The organism is Peristeroidobacter soli (assembly GCF_004138485.1).
GTDB classification, from domain to species: Bacteria; Pseudomonadota; Gammaproteobacteria; order Steroidobacterales; family Steroidobacteraceae; genus Steroidobacter; species Steroidobacter soli.
In genome coordinates this window covers 715,948-734,181 of sequence record NZ_RYEV01000005.1, presented here as the reverse complement: position 1 = coordinate 734,181, position 18,234 = coordinate 715,948, and the positions used below count along the sequence as shown (strand labels likewise).

Here is an 18,234-nt window from a genome sequence, read left to right as displayed (position 1 = left end):
CGTACCCCCGTGCGCCCGCGTTGACGCGGCTCGAATCAGAGTGCCGTGCGCACCGAGAAAAGCTCCGGAAAGAACCGCTGTTCGATGACCTTGGCGAGGTACGGCACGCCCGGTGTGCCGCCGGTCCCGGGCTTGCGGCCGATGATACGCTCGACCGTGCGCAGATGCGCATAGCGCCACAATTGAAAGCGATCTTCCAGATCCACCAGTTTCTCGGCCAGCTCGTACAGCTCCCAGTAACGCTCGGTGTTTCGATACACCTTGGACCAGGCGATCTCGACCTCGCGCGACGGCTCATAGGGCTGACTGAAATCGCGGGAGATGTAACTGCTGGGGATGTCCAGCCCGTGCCGCTGCAAGGCGCGCAGCGCTTCATCGTAGATACTCGGCTCGTTCAACGCCTGCTGCAAACTCCGGTACGCGGAGTCCTGATCGCGAAAGCGCTCCACATGCGCCGCGCTCTTGTTGCCCAACATGAACTCGATCAATCGATACTGCTGCGACTGAAACCCCGAGCTCGTGCCCAGCCTGTCGCGGAAGCTGAGGTAATCCGCCGGCGTCATGGTGCCCAACACGTCCCAGGAATGGATCAGCTGTTTCTGGACACCCGCGACTCGCGACAGCATCTTGAATGCCGAACGCAACTGATCGCCGGCGATGCTGATCCGCGCCGCCCGCAACTCGTGCAAGCACAGCTTCAGCCACAGCTCGGAGGCTTGATGAATCAGGATGAACAGCATCTCATCGTGGCTGTCCGAGGCCGGGGCCTGTTGATCTAGCAGCGCGTCCAGGCGCAGATAACTCGCGTAGGTAACCGGCGACTGATCGGCATTCGGCATGGCTGCTCCACCTGCAATGGCTGACCAGTGTGCCGCCGGTGCCCGGAAACATTGTTCCGTTCGGAGCGGGTTTTACCCCTCGCGCGCGAACAACGGTTGTCAGCCCCGCGCCTTTCCGAAACAATATTCAGATGCTCGACAAAACCGAAATCGCCCTGCTGCGTGCGTTGGAAGACGACGCCCGCCTGTCGTTCGCCGAATTGGGCGAGAAGGTCGGCCTGTCCAAGACCCCTTGCTGGTCGCGCGTCCAGGACCTGGAGAAGCGCGGCATCATCAAGGGCTACCGCGCCGAAGTCGATCCCGCCGCGATCGGCCTGCACATCCACGCGTTCGTGCAGGTCACCATCACCTCGACCAAGCACGTGGAATTCGAGGCGGCGGCCAACCGGCATGCGTCCGTCGTGCAGTGTTTTGCCACGGCCGGCGATGGCGACTATCTGCTCCAGGTGCTGGTCCCGGGCATCGCCGACCTCGATCAGTTGCTGCGCCTGGAGATTTCGCGGCTGCCAGGCGTGCAACGAATCGTGACCACCGTGTGCGTCAAGGCCATCAAGCATCGCACGGCGACCATCGACTGCGTGCGCTGAGCGCTATTCTTTCGAAGCCAGGCTCAACGCAATCCGCTCGATCCGTTTCGTGATCTGCCCCACGCCGACCTTGGGGCCGATGCCATTGGCGATGACGGCAATCGTGACATGGTCGTCGGGAAACTCCTGCAACGACGAGTTGAAACCGAAAATGCCGCCGCCGTGTCCGATGCGGGTGTGGCCTTCGACCTTGGCGATGCCGAGCGCATAGCCATACTCGCTGGGCAGCGCATCGCCCTCTTTGGTCATCGCCGTGCTGCTCAACTTGCCGTCGTTGAGCCGGCCCGGCGCGATCATGGCCTGGAAGCTCGCGGGCTGCAGCACCTTGCCGCCGAACAAGGCGGCATTCCATTTCACCAGATCGCTGGCCGAAGAACGCATCGCCCCCGCGCCGCCGGGAATGGTCATGGAGATCAGCCGGGCGTTCTTGAATTTGCCCGGCGCCTCGGCGTCGTAGCCCGCCACTCGCCCCGCGACGATGTCCTGCTCGTTATCCAGCGCCGTCTGTTTCATGCCCAACGGCGTGAAAAAACGCGTGGCGAGCACGGTCGCCAGCGGCTTGCCCTCCACTTTCTCGACGATGCCGCCGAGCAGGAAATAAGCCGTGTTGCTGTAAGACCAGCGGGTGCCGGGCTCGAAATCCTGGGTCTTGGTCATGCGGCCGAAGCGTTCGACCCATTGATCGGTCGTCAATGTCACCGCCGCCTCGCGCCCGAGAATCACCTCATCGTCCGTGTAGTTGTGCAGGCCGGAGGTGTGATGGAGCATCTGTGCCAGAGTCACATCGGCGGCGCGCGGATAAGCGGGGTAGTACTTGGAGAGCTTGTCGTTGGTAGACAGCTTGCCCTCTTCCTGAAGTTTCAGCAGCGCAGCCGCGGTGAATTGTTTGGTCACCGACCCGATCCGAAACACGCTGTCGTTGCCGACCGGCACGTTCAATTCAAGATTGGCCGAACCATAGCCTTTCACCAGCACCGGCGCGCCATCCTTGAAGACCGCCACCTGCAGTCCCGGACTCTCTCCTGCCGCGATGGCCGCCTGGGCCGCGCGATCGATCGCCGCGGCCATCGCGGAAGTGTCCGCGCAGAACGCGGGGAATGAAACCAGAGTCAGCAGCGCCGACAGCAACAAGCCCCGAGCCGGATGGTTCACGAACAGCCCTCCCAAAGAAAACACCATTCTAGTCCGCGACCGTCCCGGCAAGAGGGACGTTGGCAATCCATGAGACAGAGATCCCGTCTGCGGTCAACCTTGCGGGACGCTACCGCATGGTGGACGATAGCTTCTTTACAGTCGAGAAAGCTCATGAAAGACCAGACGATCGCCATCCACGGGGGCTACGAAACCGAACCGACCACACATGCCGTGGCCGTGCCCATCTATCAGAACGTCGCGTTCGAATTCGACAACGCCCAGCATGGCGCCGATCTGTTCAACCTGGCGGTGCCGGGCAACATCTACACGCGCATCATGAATCCGACCTGCGATGTGCTCGAAAAGCGGATCGCGATGCTGGAAGGCGGCGTGGCCGCGCTGGCTGTTTCCGCCGGCAGCGCCGCGATTCATTACGCGATCGTCAATCTGGCGGAAGCCGGTGACAATATCGTCACGACGCCGCAATTGTATGGCGGTACGTACACCCTGTTCGCTCACATGCTGCCGAAGCTGGGCATCCAAGTGCGTTTCGCCGCCAGCGATTCCGCCGGCGATCTGGAAAAGCTGATCGACAAGAAGACCAAGGCGGTGTTCTTCGAGTCCATCGGCAACCCGGCCGGCAACATCGTCGATGTGGCGGCCGTGACCGCGATGGCGCGCAGCCATGGTGTCGCCACCATCGTCGACAACACCGTCGCCACGCCGGTGCTGCTCAAGCCCTTCGACTACGGTGCGGACGTCGTGGTGCACTCGGCCACCAAATACATCGGCGGCCATGGCACGACCCTCGGCGGCCTGATCGTGGACTCGGGCAAGTTTCCCTGGGCCTCGCACAAGGATCGTTATCCGATGTTCAACGAACCGGAAGCGTCCTATCACGGCGTCGTGTATGTCGATGCGCTCGGGCCCGCTGCATATATCGGCCGTGCGCGTACCGTGCCGTTGCGGAACACCGGTTCCGCGTTGTCACCGTTCAATGCATTCCAACTGCTCCAAGGCATGGAGACGCTGCCGCTGCGCATGCAGCGCCATTGCGAAAACGCACAGCGCGTCGCCGAGCATCTGCAATCTCACAAAGCGATTCAATGGGTGCGCTATGCGGGCTTGAAGGATCATCCGCATCACGCCCTTGCGCAGAAATATATGAAAGGTCGCGCCGCGGGCATTCTCACGTTCGGCGTCAAAGGTGGCTTCGAAGCCGGCGTGAAGTTCTACGACGCTCTCAATCTGTTCAAGCGCCTGGTGAATATCGGTGACGCCAAATCGCTGGCCTGTCATCCGGCCTCCACCACCCATCGCCAGCTCAGCGAGGACGAACAGCGCAAGGTCGGCGTCACGCCGGAGGCGATCCGGCTGTCCGTGGGCATCGAAGACATCGAGGACATCCTCGAGGATCTGGATCAGGCGCTGGCCGCGGCGCGTTGATCTATTCGTCCCAGCGATCGAGCCACGCGACTTGTTTGTGAGCGCTGTCGTTACGCAACGACGGCTCGGCAAGCACGTGGCCGGTGCGCGGATAAACGACCAACTCAGTCGGCGTGCCTGTTTGCTTGACCCCTCGGAAAAACTTCAGGCACTCCGATCCGGCGAGACTGTCGGCACCGCATTCGATCAGGAGGGGCGTGCGCACCTTGCTCACATTCGCCAGAGGTGACTGCGCCGCGAGAACATCTCGATCAGCCGGATCGAATGTATCCGCGACACCAAAGATCGAGCGCATGTGATCCATCGCCCGCGGATTGCCGGCCACGAGCGCCGCGCGAGCGATCAGATCGGCAGCGCCTTCGTTGGCCATGATCGCGCGGAACCTGTCCGTGTGCCCGGCGGTGAAATAGGAAAGCCCACCGCCATAGCTGAACCCCGCCAGCATGAGCCGACCTGGATCGGCGATGCCCAGCGCATTCACGACGTGATCCACACCGCTCATCACGTCCGAAAACGGCGCCTCGAACAGCGACTTTTCGCGCGTGATGGCTTGCGCAAACTCCAGGCCATAGCCGCCGCGCCCTCGCGTGTTCGGGATCAACACCGCATATCCCCGCAGCAGCGCGGGGCCAATTTGATGGATGCCGTTGGGATTGTAGACCGACGGGGTGACCATGCTCGGCCCGCCTGTCAGTACAACGAGCAGTGGCCGGCGGCCCGCGTGCGGCGCGGTCGGCTCGATGAGCACGCCGTGGATCGAGAACTTTTGATCCGCGCTTGGCCACGCCACCACGCTGAGCCGCGTGGCGGCGAGCACCGGATCGTTTGGCAGCGACGAGAGGCTGCTGGGTTGCCAGCGACGCGGCGACGAAACGATCAGATCGCCCCGGCTCGCAACCGACTCGCGTACCACATACACCTTGCCGTCGCGCCTCGACACAGCGGTGCCGTGACAGCTCAGATCATCGGGCGTCAATTGTCTGCTGCGCGGTGAGCCGGTGGATGACACCGCAAACAGCGCACAGCCCATGCTCTTCATGCCGACAAACATCACGTCGTCCCCCGACCAGGACGGCGCATAGGGCGAAAACCAGGGATCGTCCGCTGTCATCAGCGCACGAATGTTCCCAGAGCTCACCTCGAACAGCGCAAGTCGCGCCGGCATCCTCCACGTCTGCTTCTCGCCGGCTGTGATGAATGCCACGAAGCGGCCGTCGGGAGACCAGCGCGGCGAGCCATCACGCCCGGGTCGCTCCACGATCCGGCGCGTCGTGTTTCGCGTCCTGTCGAAAATGTAGATATCGCTGTTGTCACCTTCTGCCGGAAGTAACGACGCTGCCCGCGCGCTGAACGCAAAGGCATCCCCGCGTGGAGACCAGTCGAGCGCTTGCCCGAAGCCTTCAACGGCCATGTCGGCCGGCGTGACTGCCAGCGCGGTCCCTGAGGTCGCATCGACGATGGCGATCCGGCTGTGCTGATCGCCGCGCAATTCTCCGTCCCAATCCACCGACACACTGACCGGCCCCTGGGGAGGTGGAAGGCGCTGCTCCCTCAGCGCCACGGCCAGCTCATCCCTCACGGGAGACCATTGCACATCCATCCACATCGCCGGGTTGATAGAGGCATCGAGCTTCGAGAAATCCACCGGTAATTCACGTATCGAGCGGCGATTCACATCCACGATCGCCAGTGCCCCGCGCGTTCCATACCCAGTGATCGCGATCTGCGAAGCGTCCGGACTGAAGGTGGGATTGACTGCAAGCGTGGTCGACGCGCGACGAACCTCCAGCAGTTCCCGCGGCGGTTCACGCGATCCCACGTGAGCGATCCACAAGCTCACCCGAATCGTATTGCTCGCGATTTCGGCGCGCTCCATTGCGTACACCACCCACTTGCCGTCGCGCGAAACATCGAACTGCGGACGGCCGGTGAAATCGAATGCATTCAGAATCGATGGAGCTTCGAGCGCACCACGAATCGCAGTCTCCGTCGCCTGCTCCAAGGGGGGAGCCGCCAGCGACGGGGACGAGAGCATTGCGAGACTGACCGTGGCAAGCCACCCGCTCATCGCCATGACTTCGTCACCTGCAACGAGAGCATGCGGCCGACGACGCTCGCGTTGGTCGGATCGTAGAGCGGATAGTCTCCGGGCGCCGATGCGTACGGGCGCACGTAGGGTGGATCCTTGTCGAACAGATTGCGGACCACGAACTCCGCCTCCACGCCCGACAACACACCGCTCCAGTTTGCGAAGCTCGCGCCGATGTTTGCGTCGACAGTCGTCCAGGAGGCGACGTCGGTGGTCGGCACATAGCGCTTATCCTCGAATCGACTGACGTAGTCCACGGTCAACCCCGCCCGCATCACGCTCCATCGGGCGCTTGCGCCCAGACGACTTCTGAACTTGGCCGGAAAAAAGGCGCTGCCGACGCGCTCCACCTCGGGTGCGCTCGCCGAGATTGCAGTGAGATGATCGAGTCCGATGGTGGAGCGGTTGGACACCGTGAGCTCACCGCCCAGCGCCGGGAACGACCAGCGCGCATCGAGGTCGAGCCCGCGGACTTTCGCGACCGAGAGATTGGTGTAGCGGTTGTCGATGATGACCTCGACCTGATCCGCCGTATGCGTCATGCCAGTGAACGAGCCCACGCCGTTCACGCTCGCGAGCACAGCTTCAACCTCGCTCACGCTGGGATTGCGAACGAAATAGGGTTGCGTGTCCGGCAGATCGAGATTGAGCAGGTTGGTCACCGCCTGGGACGGATTGGCGAGCTTGTCGTCGTAGTCGACGCTGAAGTACGTGAGCCCCAGCGTCAAGCCTGCCACCGCGGCCGGCGAGAAGTCGATGCCGAAGGTGTAGTTCTCCGATTCCTCGGGGCGCACCGATGCGCTCGGATTGCCGTTCACGAATAACGCCAGCGATCGGCCCGTCGGGTTGGTCGAGTCGGTGACATATCTATACAGACCGGCACTCACCTGGCCGTGCATGTCTTTCAGCGACAGTGCGCGGAACGAAGTGGAATATGTGCCGCGGACACGCACGCCTTCCAGCGGCGTCCAGGCGATACCGAGCTTTGGATTGGTGGTGCCACCGAAATCGCTATAGTCGTCGCGGCGCACGGCGGCGGAAACCTCCAATGTATCCGCCAGGGGAATCTGCAATTCGACGAATGCCGAGCGAATGTCACGAGTCACATCGAACGGTTTTACCCCGTCGCCGAAGCCAGTGAGCTCACGCTGTTCCTCGCGGTACTCGCCACCAATGGCGGCGCGCACCGATCGACCCAACAACTCCACCACGGGGCCGGACAAGGTGGCGCCCGTCGAAAACTCAGTGCCCTTGAATATTTCATCCAGCAGCAACGCCTGACTGCCACCGGTGATGGTCGGCTTGGAGCTCGCTCCGGAGTACTGCCCGAAGGCAGTGAGGCGCCAGCGCTCGGTGAGTCGAACGTCGGCGGTCAGCGCGCCCAGAAACTGATCGGTGCTGGTATCGAACCATTGCGGCGAGCCCGTGACCAGCGTTTCACCGTCGAAGTCGCGACGCGAGTACAGTCCTTCGAACCCCAATTGCACGGCACTGCCCACGTCCTGCTGAGCATTCACATAGGCGGAATGCTGGATCTGATTCGGCATGACGTACCGATTGGAAGTCATGTTCGTGGTTCGCTTGCGCTGCCGGGCGCGCAGCTCGTCCTGATCGTCGAACTGATAGGCGAAGAACGCGGCACCGCTCGACCATTGAGTGCCCAACGCCTGACCGAGCTGCCACTGTTCGAATCCGGCCTGGGTGGGCGTGCCGAACCGGGCCCGCGATTCCACGACCGACTCGTTGCGACGCGTGATCAGGTTCACCACGCCCGCGATGGCATCGGCGCCGTACACGGGAGACGCGCCGTCCGCGAGCACCTCCACTCGTTCCAGCGCGATGAGCGGGATCAACGACAAGTCCACTGAATAGCCATTCGAGGCGGTCGGCAGACGGCGACCGTTCAGCAGCGACAACGTCGCCGCCGCGCCCAGACCGTGCAGATTCGGTGCGGTCGCACGGCTGCGGTTATATGAATTGTTGCTGAGCCCGCCGCCTTGGCCGGCGCCGGCGCCTTCGCCGCTGAAGTCGCCACTGAAGTTCGCGGGGATATCGCGGAGCGCGTCCTGCAGCGACGCGGAACCTTGTGAGCGAAGCTCGTCCCGATCGATGCGCTGGACCGGCGATGCGCTCTTGGCATCGCCGCGAATGTGGCTTCCCGTCACCACGACCTCATCCAGCTCGACGACATCGCCGCCGCCCTTGACCCCCTCCACGCCGGTCACGCCCGTCGAATCGCGCTCGGCGTTCTCGGAGAAGATGGTGATGGTGTTCTCGTTGAGATAACGAAAGCTGAGACCCGTGCCGCCGAGGATGCGCGTCAGCGCCTCATCGACCGTGATCTCCCCGACCGCCCCACTCGTTCGCAGGTTCTTGACCGCATCGGCGAAATACAACAGCTGCAGATCCCGCGACTCGGCAAATTGTTTCAGCGCCGTGCCGAGCGCCTGCGGCTCGATGTTCGTGGCACGGCGAATGGCGGCGACTGCTTCGCCGGCCGATGCCAGGCCCGCCAACGCACAACACACAGCAGCAGCAATGATAGACGTACGCACCAGCTCCCCTCCGCCTCTGACGAGGCTTGTAATAGCGAGCACCGGAACATCCAGCGCTTCGATGGAGGAATAGAGCGTTCGCATCTCAAAAGTGGGGGTAGCGAGTCAGTGAGCTCGACGTCGCGACACACGGATCTGCTCCGGCGTCTCGACAATTTCCAGGAACGGCTGGGCACGCAGGAATTCGATCAGCGCCGCCGGATCGGCAGAGGAATAGCGACCGCTGATACCGATCCGCTGCAGGTCGGCGTCGACGATCACCAGACGCTGCTCGTTATAACGGTTGAACTCTTCGGCGACGTTGTGCAGCGGTGTGTCTTCGAAGACCAGTCGCTTGTTGGTCCACGCAGTGGAGGCAGTCACGTCGACTGCCGCGATCTTCTTCATCCGCGTCGACACGACCGCGAGTTGCTCGCCGGCGGCAAGCAGAACCTCCTGCGATTCGTCATTGGGTGGCTCGTCGCGTCTCGGCTGCCACAGCGGTGCCGCCTGCCACACCGCCACTCGCCCCTCCACCACCGTAATCGTCGTGCGTTCCGGCTTGCGGTAAACATCGAACTCCGTGCCTACCGCACGAATCCGAGCAGTACCGCCGTCCACCACGAACGGCCGATGCGGATCCTTGGCGACTTTGAACAGCGCCTGCCCTGCGAGCAACGCGACCCGTCGCTCCCCGGCCGACAGCTGCACTCGGATCGCACTTTGCGCATTGAGCTCCACCGTCGAGCCATCCGCCAGCCGCAACGTACGCTGCTCGCCGGTGCCGGTGCGATACACGCTGGATTCGCGAATAGCGAGCCAGACCAGCGGAATCAGGGCGCACAGGACGACCGCAGCCGCGAGGGCACGCATCGATTTGCGGGGAGCTTTCTCGCTCGGCGATCCGGGTCGGGCCGGCAACGCGATCACGTTATCCGACGTGCCACGCGCCGCTGCGATCATGGCTTCGATGTCGAAGCGATCCTGCGCATCGGCCGACGGCAAGGCCGCCCAGGATTCCGCCACCTCCAGATAGGCACGAATGTGATGCGGCGAGGTACGGATCCATCGAGTGAACCGATCCCGGTCCGACTGGCTCAACTCACCGGTACGAAACTCGATGAACCATGCCGAAGCTTCAGCCACCGTGCCGGCGCCGGGCTGCGAGGTAGCGTTACTCATGGGAGTCTCCATACTCTTTGCCTACGCTCACGTTGCGACAGTGCTCCGCGGCCCGCGCCAGATACTTTTTCGCGGTCTCACGCGAGACCCCGAACTCATCGCCGATTTCCTGCACGGTGTAGCCGAACACTTTGTGCATGATCAGCGCGGTGCCGACTCGTGGCGGCAGATCCTTCAACATGCGCTCGAGGCTGGCGATCGCTTCGGCGCTCTCCGCTTTCGCCGTGGGCTCGTCGCCGGCAAGCGCGTGAAGTTCCGCAACCACCTCGGCGATATCCACCGTCGAGCGATCGACCGAAACACGCGACGCGTGCTGATGAAGCACATGCCTCGCCACGGTGAACAGATATGCCTCCGGACTGCGGATGCTTTCGTGCTGATCCACCCTCAGCAGGCGCAGGAACACCTCTTGCGCCAGGTCCGGCACGTCCTGCGAATTGCGCAGGCGGGTCGACAGGAATCGGCGCAACCGGCTGCCGTACCGCTTGGCGATGGCTGTGACGAAAAAGCGAGCGTCGGTCTCTGGCAAAGGTCGGTCCCGCGAAATGGCATGCCCCGACCCAGTAGAGCGATTTTTCTCAAAAGTGGGGGTAGCGCCACTGTACCCCGCCCGGTAAAAGACGGTTGAGAAGACTGACCCAGGCGCTTCCTCGGCGACCCGCGGACCTATGGCATTACGTTGCGATGTGAATTCTGATCGATCCTGAGCGCGGCTAGCCCGCTCGAACCGGCGGCCAGATCACCAACAAGGCGAGCGACGCCGCAATCACGCTCACCGTGGCCATCGCCGGCTGTAACGCCGCTTCACCGCCGAACCCGTGGCAGACGTTAGCGCCGCGATTTGTAAAGTGCAGTCAAGCGCGGTGTACTTGGCCTGGCTGGCTCTTAACCGCGATTTACTTGCGGCCGCCCGGATGTCACACGATGCTGCCCACCCGTGACCGGCTGAGAGAAGGAACGGTGCTACGAATTCACGGCAACATCATGGGAGGCGTGCGGTGAGCGGATCCACTTTGCGAAAGGTTGCGGGCGGCATTGGACTCGTGCTCGTAGCAGTCGTCGCCTACTTCTGTTTCTGGCCCGTGCCTGCAGAGCCCGTAGCTTGGGTCGCTCCAACACCGCCCGGCTATGCAGGAGCTCATGCGCAGAACACGCGTCTCGCCAATCTGCGCACCATCGACATTGGCAATGAGTTCGGCCCGGAGCACATGGTGATCGGACCGGACGGCAAGCTCTACGCGGCGATGACCAGCGGCGCGCTGTTGCGCATGGATCCCGACGGCGGCCATCAGGAAGTCTTCGCAAACACCGGCGGCCGGGTGCTCGGCTTCGACTTCGACGCCAACGGTCAAATGATCGCCGCCGATGCCATGAAGGGCCTGCTCATCATCGCCGACGGCAACGTTCGCATGCTGGCCGATCACGTCGGCCCCGATGATCCGATCGGCTACGCCAACTCCGTGGTCGTGGCATCGGACGGCATCATCTATTTCACCGACGCGTCGACGCGCTTCTCACCCTCGGAATGGGGCGGCACCTATGAAGCAAGCGTGCTCGACATTCTCGAGCAGGCCGCCTCCGGTCGTGTGCTCGCGCATGATCCTGCGACCTCGACCACCTACGTCGTGGCGCGTGGCTTCTCGTTCGCCAACGGCATCGCGTTGTCGGCGGATCAACAGACCTTGTTCGTGGCCGAAACGGGTAGATACAGCATCTGGAAAGTCGACCGCCGCGCGCGCGATCTGGAGGTGCGCAGCGGATCTCCGCAAGCGAAAGTGCTGTTCGATAATCTGCCCGGCTATCCCGACAATCTGATGCGAGGGCGCGACGGTCGCATCTGGGCGGGGCTGTTCAGACCGCGCAATCCCGCGGCGGATGGTCTCTCACAAAAGCCGTTCATGAGAAAACTGTTACTGCGGCTGCCACGGTCCGCGCTGCCCCTCGGTCAGCCCTACTCACACGTGTTCGCCTTCGATGAGACCGGTCGCGTGACTCAGGATCTGCAGGATCCCAGCGGCGCGTATCCGGAAACGACGGGCGTCACCGAAACCGCCGATCGTCTCTACATCCACAGCCTGCATGCGCCAGTGATCGGCTGGATGGCGAAGAGCGAAGTGATGGCGGACGCCGGGCGCGAGGATATCTACATTCTGCGCAGCATCCGCGAGCCCCATTCACCCGCGACCGACGAGTGCGCGGCGTCGAAGACCGGCTTCGATCCCTTTCCCACCGATGCCGAACGTTTCTTTTCTTTCTGGAGTGTCGATGCGCGAGGCGAGGACGGGAAAGTCCTCGACGCGAGACGCTCGCGCGTCGCTGAACTGCGGGGCTGCTTCGGCCCGACGCAGGATCAGGCCCGGCAGAACTTCTACGCGGAGATCCAGCTGGGCGAGATCTCTTTTCGCGGCGCCGGCGAGTGCCTCGCGCTCATGCTCGATGTTCCTCAGACCGGCCTCTTTCCGGTGCGCTGTCATCTCATCTTGAGCGGCCTGCCCGCGCCATTCGTTGGCGGGCTGCTGACAACCAACACGCTCACCAGCGGCGCCCGCTTCGGCGGCGACACGGAGCCCTCGGGATACACCCAGGCGTCGATCGCAACCCTCCGTTTGTGGAGACAGCCATGACTGCCAATCCGAACGGCCGTGCGCTGTGGTATCGCAATCGCTGGATCCATTCGACTCAGGTCAGCAAGGCACTGGGCGAAGTCGGCGAGATCCTCAACATTATCGCTTACCCCTGCAGAACCGTACCGTCCCCTCATCCTGAGTCCGTACGCCAGCCGTTGCTGTAAGCTCCCGACCTGTGAGTTCGGGGGCGCAATGACGGAAGCCGGCGATAGCATCGACTCCAAGTCCCGCGTCATCGAGGTACGCGTTGCGGAGCTGCGCCAGCTGTTCAATGAGATGGACCCGGCGCCGTTTCGCAGTCGGGACATGGACCCGAATGCCGAAGAGTTCATCGTTGCGTGGGGACGAGAGCTACCCCGCGATAGCCCGCTGGCGCTGCTGGTCCACCTCGATCGCTCCCCGGGCCGCCCCGACGAAGCGGCGATTCTTCGTGATTCAATCCATGAGTATTTCGATGGCAGGCAAGTCGCGGCCCGGCAACGATTGCGTGCTCTGTTTGGTCGCGGACGAGTCAGTCTGGTCATCGGGCTGGCGTTTCTGGCGGCGGCAATCGCGGTGAGCCAGTTGCTCGATACGCTCTATCCACGCAGCGGCTTGATCAGCATCGTGCGGGAAAGTCTCCTGATCGGCGGCTGGGTCGCGATGTGGCGGCCCATCGAAATCTTTCTCTACGACTGGTGGCCGATTCGAGCGGAGGCGCGATTGTTTGCCCGACTGGCCACGATGCCCGTGCGCATCAAGTATGGCAGCGAACACCCGACGCGGGCCTGGCAACAGGACTGGCCCGCGGCGTCACAGGATGCATCGAGCAATCCGCAACGCCAGAGTCGCGCACCGGCTCGCTGAACAGCCTCCCGCTCCAGCAGAGGGAGGCTGTGCCGCTCAGAACTTCATGCGGGCGCCGATGCTATAAATGGTCTCGTCGCCGTTGAGCTGGAAGACCACCCGTTCGCTGCCCCAGTAGCTGGCGGTCTTGTTACGCAGGATGTTGGTTCCGCCCACATCCACCCGTAACGCATCGTTCACGTCATAGCCGATGCTGAAGTCGAGACGGCCGGCGGGCCGGACATACGTCAGGAACGTCGGCACATAGGCCTCGTTGACGCGCTCCGCATCGAAAGGCCGCAGCGCCACGCCACCGGTGTTGTCGGCGTTGATGTATTTGGAACGATAGGTCCAGATCAGGCGTCCGCTCAGACCGAACTTGTCATAGAGCAGACCGGTCGTGTAGTTGTACTTGGAGACGCCGACCAGAGGATTGCCCGCGAGCGGATCGTCGCCCTTGATCTCCGAATCCGCCAGGGTGAAGGCCCCCTGCACGCCGAAGCCCGACATCGCCCCCGGCAGGAAGTCGAAGAAATATTGGGCACTGATTTCGACGCCCTGCAGATCCACCGAACCGACGTTGCGCGGGCTCGACATCAGGTAATTGAGTCCGTCGATCGTTTCCTGAGTGGTCGAGGTGACGACGCGGTCCTTGATCGAACGGTAGTAGCCGGTTACCGCGGCATAGCCGCTGTCGAAATAATATTCCGCCGTCAGGTCGATGCTGTCCGATGTCTGCGGCTTCAAGTTCGGATTGCCGCGCGTGCCGGTGTTGAGCAGGAACACGTTGCCCACCAGCGTCAGCGATTCGGTCGGATTGAGCGAGGCAAAGTCCGGACGCCGCATGGAGCGCGAATACGCCAGGCGCGTCTGGAACGATTCGGTGAACTGCAAGCGTGCCGTCGCCGACGGCAGAACGTCGACGTCCGACGTATCGGCGCGCACCGGACTGAATGTGTTGCCAGTCCGCTCGAAGCCCTCGATCGTGCGCTCGGTCTTGACCACGCGCGTGCCGATCACGCCGTCCAACATGAGCGATCCCAACGGGATTTCATAGGCGCCCTCGACATAGGCGGCGTAAGTCGGCTCCTCGGCATTGAATTCCTTGGCCGGCTCGAAGCTGGGCTGGCTCAGCGGCAAATTGAACAAGGCGCGCAGCTCGTTGCGCCCACGCTCCGAGCGCAGATAAGCCGGATTCACACCGAGGAACTCCGCCCCGCCATTGAGGCGCGGCGCCTCGCCAATGACACCCAGGAAATCGGGTGACAGCCCCAGACTGGAGACCAGCCGCGCGTTCGCCTCGGTCGCGGTACCGATGTTGCCAAAGCCGATCGACTGGACCGTGTTGGTCTGTCGCACTTCCTGGAACCGCGATTCGCGGCGGGCGAAACGCAGACCGGACTTGAGCTTGGGGAACAAGCCGCCCAGCTCGAACTCGCCGTCGAGCCGCGCCTGCAACAGCTCGCCCTCGCCCAGCGTGTAGTTCTGGTTGATCGAGTTACGCAGCGACAGGTTGGCCGAGCTCAGTGGAATCGACGGATCGATCGTGAAGGACGGGCCGTCGTCGTCGTTCATCTCCACGAAGATCGTCGGTACGCGCTGGCCGATCTCGGCATTGAAGTTCTGGAGGAACGAGCGCGACGTCTGATAGGCCACATCGAAATTGAGCCTGGCCCGATCCCGCACGAAGTTGAAGCCGGTCGCGATCATCTTGTTTCGCTGAGTCACGTCCTCCGACGAGGAGTTCTGATTGATCACGACGTTGTCGAAACGCGCGCTCTTCAGCTCGCAGACCCGGCGCACCGTGAATGGCTGGATCGACACCGTGCCGTCGGCATTGTTGATCAGCGTCGGATTGGTGCCCTGAGCGTTGACGCGGGCATCGAAGCAGTAGTCGCTGAGCGTGACATCGGAAATCCGCGAGTCGTTGGTGAACGGCTGCGGATTGAAACCCGCGAAGCCGGTGGTGCTGCGGAAATGGGTGTAGAGGCCGTCCGCATAGACCTCCAGCTCCGGCGTCGCCTGCCATTGAATGGCCGCATTCGCCTGCTTGCGATCGATGTCGCCCACGTCGGGCATGTTTCTCAGCACCTGCGGAATGAGCAGCCCGGGCTGATTGAGCGGCGCCACGCCCGAGTAGCGGCGCTCGCCGAGGTTGGACACGCTGCGGATATTTTCCGCTTTGGAATAGGTGGCATTGATCAGCGCACCGATCTCGCCGATCGAGGTGTCCGTCTTGCCCGCCGCGAGCAGGCCGAACTGCGGGTTGTGCGCTTCGGCGATGGTGGCGTAGTTGTCGCGAGCGGTAATCACCGCCGTCGGTTCGCTGAAGCTGAAAGGACGGTTGAGTCGCAGGTCGAGCGCGCCCGCCACACCACCTTCGATCTGATCCGAGGTCTGCGACTTGAACGCGTCGATCCGGGCCAGCGCCTCGGCCGGCACGTCCTGCAGGTCGAAGCCGCGTCCGGTGGTGGTGATCACCTCGCGCCCATTGACGGTCGTCAGGATGTCGGTCAGGCCGCGAATGCGCACGCCCGACAGCTCATTGTTACGGTCGTTCTGCACCTGGATGCCCGGCACTCGCTGCAGGGCTGCGGCGACCGTCGGATCGGGAAGCTTGCCGATGTCGGTCGCGACGATGGAATCGACGACCTGGACCGATTCGCGCTTGACCTCCGCCGCGCGTTCGAGCGACTGACGAACGCCAGTCACCACGATCTCTTCGAGCCCGCCCTGCGCCGCCGCCTCAGTCTCCTGGGCCCCTGCCGGCAAGGAAATAAACACAGCCGTCGCTGAGACGGCGCTCAATAGATTGAACCGCATGTTGCCCCCTTTCTCACGCCTTGATCTTGTTCGCCAGGCCACGGCCACTGTGGCGAGATTGGGCGGATTAATATTATAAAACTGAAAAATGGTCAACTGCCCCGCTCCGCGACCGGGGTCGCGGCGGGGTTCAATCGCTCAACGGGGTGGGGTCCGGAGGGGGCTACGGACGCTGCAACTGAAGCCAATGACCCAGCGAACTGCGTTGTCGCGGGGTCGTGACCCGGCGCATCCAGGTAAACACCTAGATCCGATCGAAAATCAGCGGCTCGAACAGACCAGTGCGCGCACCAGTTGCGACCGGCAGGTCACGTCCAATTTTCTGAAGATGGCGTGCAGCTGGCTTTCGATGGTTCGACGCGAACGCTGCAGCCGTTGCGCGATGTCTTCGTTGCGCAAGCCCTCCGCCACCAGCAAAGCGACGCGCCGCTCGCGAGGCGACAGACGATGTAACGCCAGCTCGGCGCTGGCCGCATGGCCCAGCGACGCATCGACGCTGAACATCAAGAGGCAATAAGCACGCGATTTCATCCGCGGCAGAGAGCTGCCCCAGTGAATCGCTACGGCGAGCTCCGATTTGTTGGGATGTCCGACCCGCACGCCGCTCGCCATTGGATCGCAGCCATTCCTGGAAGCGAGACGCAGCAGCGTGCCGATGCCAGTGGGCAGCCTGAATTCGGCGCCCGGAGAGCCGCCCTCCATCTTCAACTCCTTGTTCCAGAGCTCACACATCCTGTGCGCTTCGCCCGTCGCGAACAGCACCACGCCATGCGCGTCCAGACACATCACCGCCGGCGGACTCGTCGGCGCGATGCTCATGTTTCCACATCTCCGCCCAAGGCCTGATACAGCGTGACCTGGTTCTGCAGCTGCCTGACCCGGTTCTCCAGCACCGCCGATTCCGCTCCCCGGCGTGCCTCCTGCGCCGCCAGCCAGTCGTTCAGTGCAACTGCGCCGCTGCGATAGCGAATCTCATACATGCGCTCGGCGGTACGCGCATTGCCGAGTGCGGCATCCAGATACTCGAACTCTTTCCGGTACTGCGTGCGCGCAGACAATGCGTTCCCGACATCCGCCAACGCCTGCTGCAAAGTCTGCTGAAAATCGAGCACCTCGGCGTCGTATCCCGTTCGTGCCGCCGCAGTCGTCAGTCGTGCTCGTTGCACATTCACGAAAGGTAACGCGAGGCTTGCAGCCAGCGTGCCGACCGGATTCGACAGCAGATTGCTCAGCGATGAGCTTGCGGCGCCGGCCTCCGCCGTCAAGGACAGCGTTGGATAAAACGACAGCGACGTCGCATCGGCCGATGCCAGGCTCGCACGTAGACGAGACTCGGCGGCACGCAAGTCGGGACGCCGGCCGAGCACACTTGCCGGCACATCGACCTCGATGCTCGGCAGCGTCAACAGCGACGGCGACGTTGCTTCAAAGGCCGTCATATCCTCGCCATCGAGCAGCACGGTGAGCGCGTTGCGCGTTTCCGTCTGCAACTGAAACAACTGAGTCTGCACTGCCAGCTGAGCCTGCAACGTCCGTCGCGCCTCCGCGATCTCGAGCGCCGAGGCCGCACCGGAGGTGTACTGCGTCTCCACCAGCGCCAAAGTGCGACGTGCGACCGACACGCTCGCCTCCTCCATCGCCAGTCGATCCGCGATGTAGCCGAGCTGAAAGTACAGCGACGCCGTCGTGCCGATCAGCGCCAGACCGAGCGCCTCGCGATCCTGGTCCGTGGCTTTCGCTTCCCAGTCGGCGGCATCACGCAACGCGCCCAGCCTGCCCCAGAGCTCCGCTTCGTAGCCCACCGACACGTACGCGCTTTGAGATTTCGACGTGGGGCCTTGTTTGAAGTCACGACTTCCCCGAGCCCCCATGCCGGCCGCCAGTTGCGGATAACGATCGTTGGAGGACAGACGCGCGAGCAGCTGTGCCTGACGTACCCGTAGCGCCGCAGCCCGCAGCGCCGTGTTGTTCACTTTGACGCGTTCGATCAGCGAATCCAGGCGCGAGTCGTCGAAGTTGCGCCACCAGTCCGGTGCTTGCGACTTGCTGCTCGTCGGCACCATCGGCGATTCATACGCGGTGCGAGTGGCACAGCCGCCAACCAACAGGGCGGCCAAGACAGCGATCAGCTTGCGAACAGTCGACATG

The 18,234-nt window shown here is 63.0% G+C and carries 14 protein-coding genes; 5 read left to right on the top strand and 9 right to left on the bottom strand.

All coding sequences use genetic code 11. From position 1 onward, the window contains the following. Window positions 1–35 precede the first annotated feature (35 nt). Window positions 36–839 (bottom strand): tryptophan 2,3-dioxygenase, encoded by an 804-nt coding sequence (locus EKO19_RS24660; RefSeq protein ID WP_129779544.1) that lies wholly within the window; start codon window positions 837–839, stop codon window positions 36–38. A 131-nt stretch (window positions 840–970) separates the two neighbouring features. Here EKO19_RS24660 and EKO19_RS24655 point away from each other — a divergent pair, with 131 nt between their 5' ends. Beyond that, window positions 971–1,426 carry an Lrp/AsnC family transcriptional regulator gene (locus EKO19_RS24655; protein WP_175597174.1) on the top strand — a complete coding sequence of 152 codons (456 nt, stop codon included), beginning with the start codon at window positions 971–973 and terminating at the stop codon, window positions 1,424–1,426. A gap of 3 nt (window positions 1,427–1,429) precedes the next feature. Here the strand turns inward: EKO19_RS24655 and EKO19_RS24650 are convergent, their stop codons facing one another. Next, window positions 1,430–2,578: a serine hydrolase domain-containing protein gene (locus EKO19_RS24650; RefSeq protein ID WP_157995422.1), complete on the bottom strand. Its 1,149-nt coding sequence runs from the start codon at window positions 2,576–2,578 to the stop codon at window positions 1,430–1,432. Window positions 2,579–2,731: 153 nt separating this feature from the next. On the opposite strand from EKO19_RS24650, the gene EKO19_RS24645 reads away from it, so the two are divergent. Next, on the top strand, window positions 2,732–4,006 hold the full coding sequence (locus tag EKO19_RS24645; RefSeq protein WP_129779540.1) for an O-acetylhomoserine aminocarboxypropyltransferase/cysteine synthase family protein: 1,275 nt from the start codon (window positions 2,732–2,734) through the stop codon (window positions 4,004–4,006). A 1-nt stretch (window position 4,007) separates the two neighbouring features. Here EKO19_RS24645 and EKO19_RS24640 read toward each other — a convergent pair whose 3' ends face one another. The 4 genes from EKO19_RS24640 to EKO19_RS24625 all read right to left on the bottom strand — a co-directional run bounded on the left by EKO19_RS24640 (window position 4,008) and on the right by EKO19_RS24625 (window position 10,340). After that, window positions 4,008–6,074 (bottom strand): prolyl oligopeptidase family serine peptidase, encoded by a 2,067-nt coding sequence (locus tag EKO19_RS24640; protein WP_175597173.1) that lies wholly within the window; start codon window positions 6,072–6,074, stop codon window positions 4,008–4,010. After that, entirely contained in the window at window positions 6,071–8,650 is a 2,580-nt protein-coding gene (locus tag EKO19_RS24635) for a TonB-dependent receptor (RefSeq protein ID WP_175597172.1), read from the bottom strand. The genes EKO19_RS24640 and EKO19_RS24635 overlap by 4 nt, the downstream gene beginning before the upstream one ends. Window positions 8,651–8,755: 105 nt before the next feature. Further along, window positions 8,756–9,811: a FecR family protein gene (locus EKO19_RS24630; RefSeq protein ID WP_175597171.1), complete on the bottom strand. Its 1,056-nt coding sequence runs from the start codon at window positions 9,809–9,811 to the stop codon at window positions 8,756–8,758. Beyond that, complete coding sequence (locus tag EKO19_RS24625; protein ID WP_157995421.1) at window positions 9,804–10,340, bottom strand: RNA polymerase sigma factor; 537 nt, start codon at window positions 10,338–10,340, stop codon at window positions 9,804–9,806. Before EKO19_RS24625 ends, EKO19_RS24630 begins: the two co-directional genes overlap by 8 nt. Window positions 10,341–10,809: 469 nt before the next feature. On the opposite strand from EKO19_RS24625, the gene EKO19_RS24620 reads away from it, so the two are divergent. The 3 genes from EKO19_RS24620 to EKO19_RS24615 are packed head-to-tail and all read left to right on the top strand — an operon-like array spanning window position 10,810 to window position 13,284. Beyond that, complete coding sequence (locus EKO19_RS24620) at window positions 10,810–12,435, top strand: SMP-30/gluconolactonase/LRE family protein (protein WP_217705555.1); 1,626 nt, start codon at window positions 10,810–10,812, stop codon at window positions 12,433–12,435. Continuing rightward, complete coding sequence (locus tag EKO19_RS38400; protein WP_157995420.1) at window positions 12,432–12,602, top strand: hypothetical protein; 171 nt, start codon at window positions 12,432–12,434, stop codon at window positions 12,600–12,602. The genes EKO19_RS24620 and EKO19_RS38400 overlap by 4 nt, the downstream gene beginning before the upstream one ends. Before the next feature lie 28 nt (window positions 12,603–12,630). After that, window positions 12,631–13,284, top strand: a complete 654-nt coding sequence (locus tag EKO19_RS24615) for a hypothetical protein (protein ID WP_129779530.1) — start codon at window positions 12,631–12,633, stop codon at window positions 13,282–13,284. Between the two features lie 36 nt (window positions 13,285–13,320). On the opposite strand, the gene EKO19_RS24610 is transcribed toward EKO19_RS24615, so the two are convergent. From EKO19_RS24610 to EKO19_RS24600, 3 genes are all read right to left on the bottom strand, one after another. Continuing rightward, entirely contained in the window at window positions 13,321–16,086 is a 2,766-nt protein-coding gene (locus tag EKO19_RS24610) for a TonB-dependent receptor (protein ID WP_129779528.1), read from the bottom strand. A gap of 261 nt (window positions 16,087–16,347) precedes the next feature. Next, complete coding sequence (locus EKO19_RS24605) at window positions 16,348–16,905, bottom strand: helix-turn-helix transcriptional regulator (RefSeq protein WP_129779526.1); 558 nt, start codon at window positions 16,903–16,905, stop codon at window positions 16,348–16,350. Continuing rightward, window positions 16,902–18,233 carry an efflux transporter outer membrane subunit gene (locus EKO19_RS24600; protein WP_129779524.1) on the bottom strand — a complete coding sequence of 444 codons (1,332 nt, stop codon included), beginning with the start codon at window positions 18,231–18,233 and terminating at the stop codon, window positions 16,902–16,904. Before EKO19_RS24600 ends, EKO19_RS24605 begins: the two co-directional genes overlap by 4 nt. Window position 18,234 lies beyond the last annotated feature (1 nt).

Coding starts and splice junctions, on each gene's coding strand:
- EKO19_RS24660 (WP_129779544.1), bottom strand. CDS start 839: ATGCCGAATGCCGATCAGTCGCCGGTTACCTACGCGAGTTATCTGCGC.
- EKO19_RS24655 (WP_175597174.1), top strand. CDS start 971: ATGCTCGACAAAACCGAAATCGCCCTGCTGCGTGCGTTGGAAGACGAC.
- EKO19_RS24645 (WP_129779540.1), top strand. CDS start 2,732: ATGAAAGACCAGACGATCGCCATCCACGGGGGCTACGAAACCGAACCG.
- EKO19_RS24640 (WP_175597173.1), bottom strand. CDS start 6,074: ATGAGCGGGTGGCTTGCCACGGTCAGTCTCGCAATGCTCTCGTCCCCG.
- EKO19_RS24630 (WP_175597171.1), bottom strand. CDS start 9,811: ATGAGTAACGCTACCTCGCAGCCCGGCGCCGGCACGGTGGCTGAAGCT.
- EKO19_RS38400 (WP_157995420.1), top strand. CDS start 12,432: ATGACTGCCAATCCGAACGGCCGTGCGCTGTGGTATCGCAATCGCTGG.
- EKO19_RS24615 (WP_129779530.1), top strand. CDS start 12,631: ATGACGGAAGCCGGCGATAGCATCGACTCCAAGTCCCGCGTCATCGAG.
- EKO19_RS24610 (WP_129779528.1), bottom strand. CDS start 16,086: ATGCGGTTCAATCTATTGAGCGCCGTCTCAGCGACGGCTGTGTTTATT.
- EKO19_RS24605 (WP_129779526.1), bottom strand. CDS start 16,905: ATGAGCATCGCGCCGACGAGTCCGCCGGCGGTGATGTGTCTGGACGCG.
- EKO19_RS24600 (WP_129779524.1), bottom strand. CDS start 18,233: ATGTCGACTGTTCGCAAGCTGATCGCTGTCTTGGCCGCCCTGTTGGTT.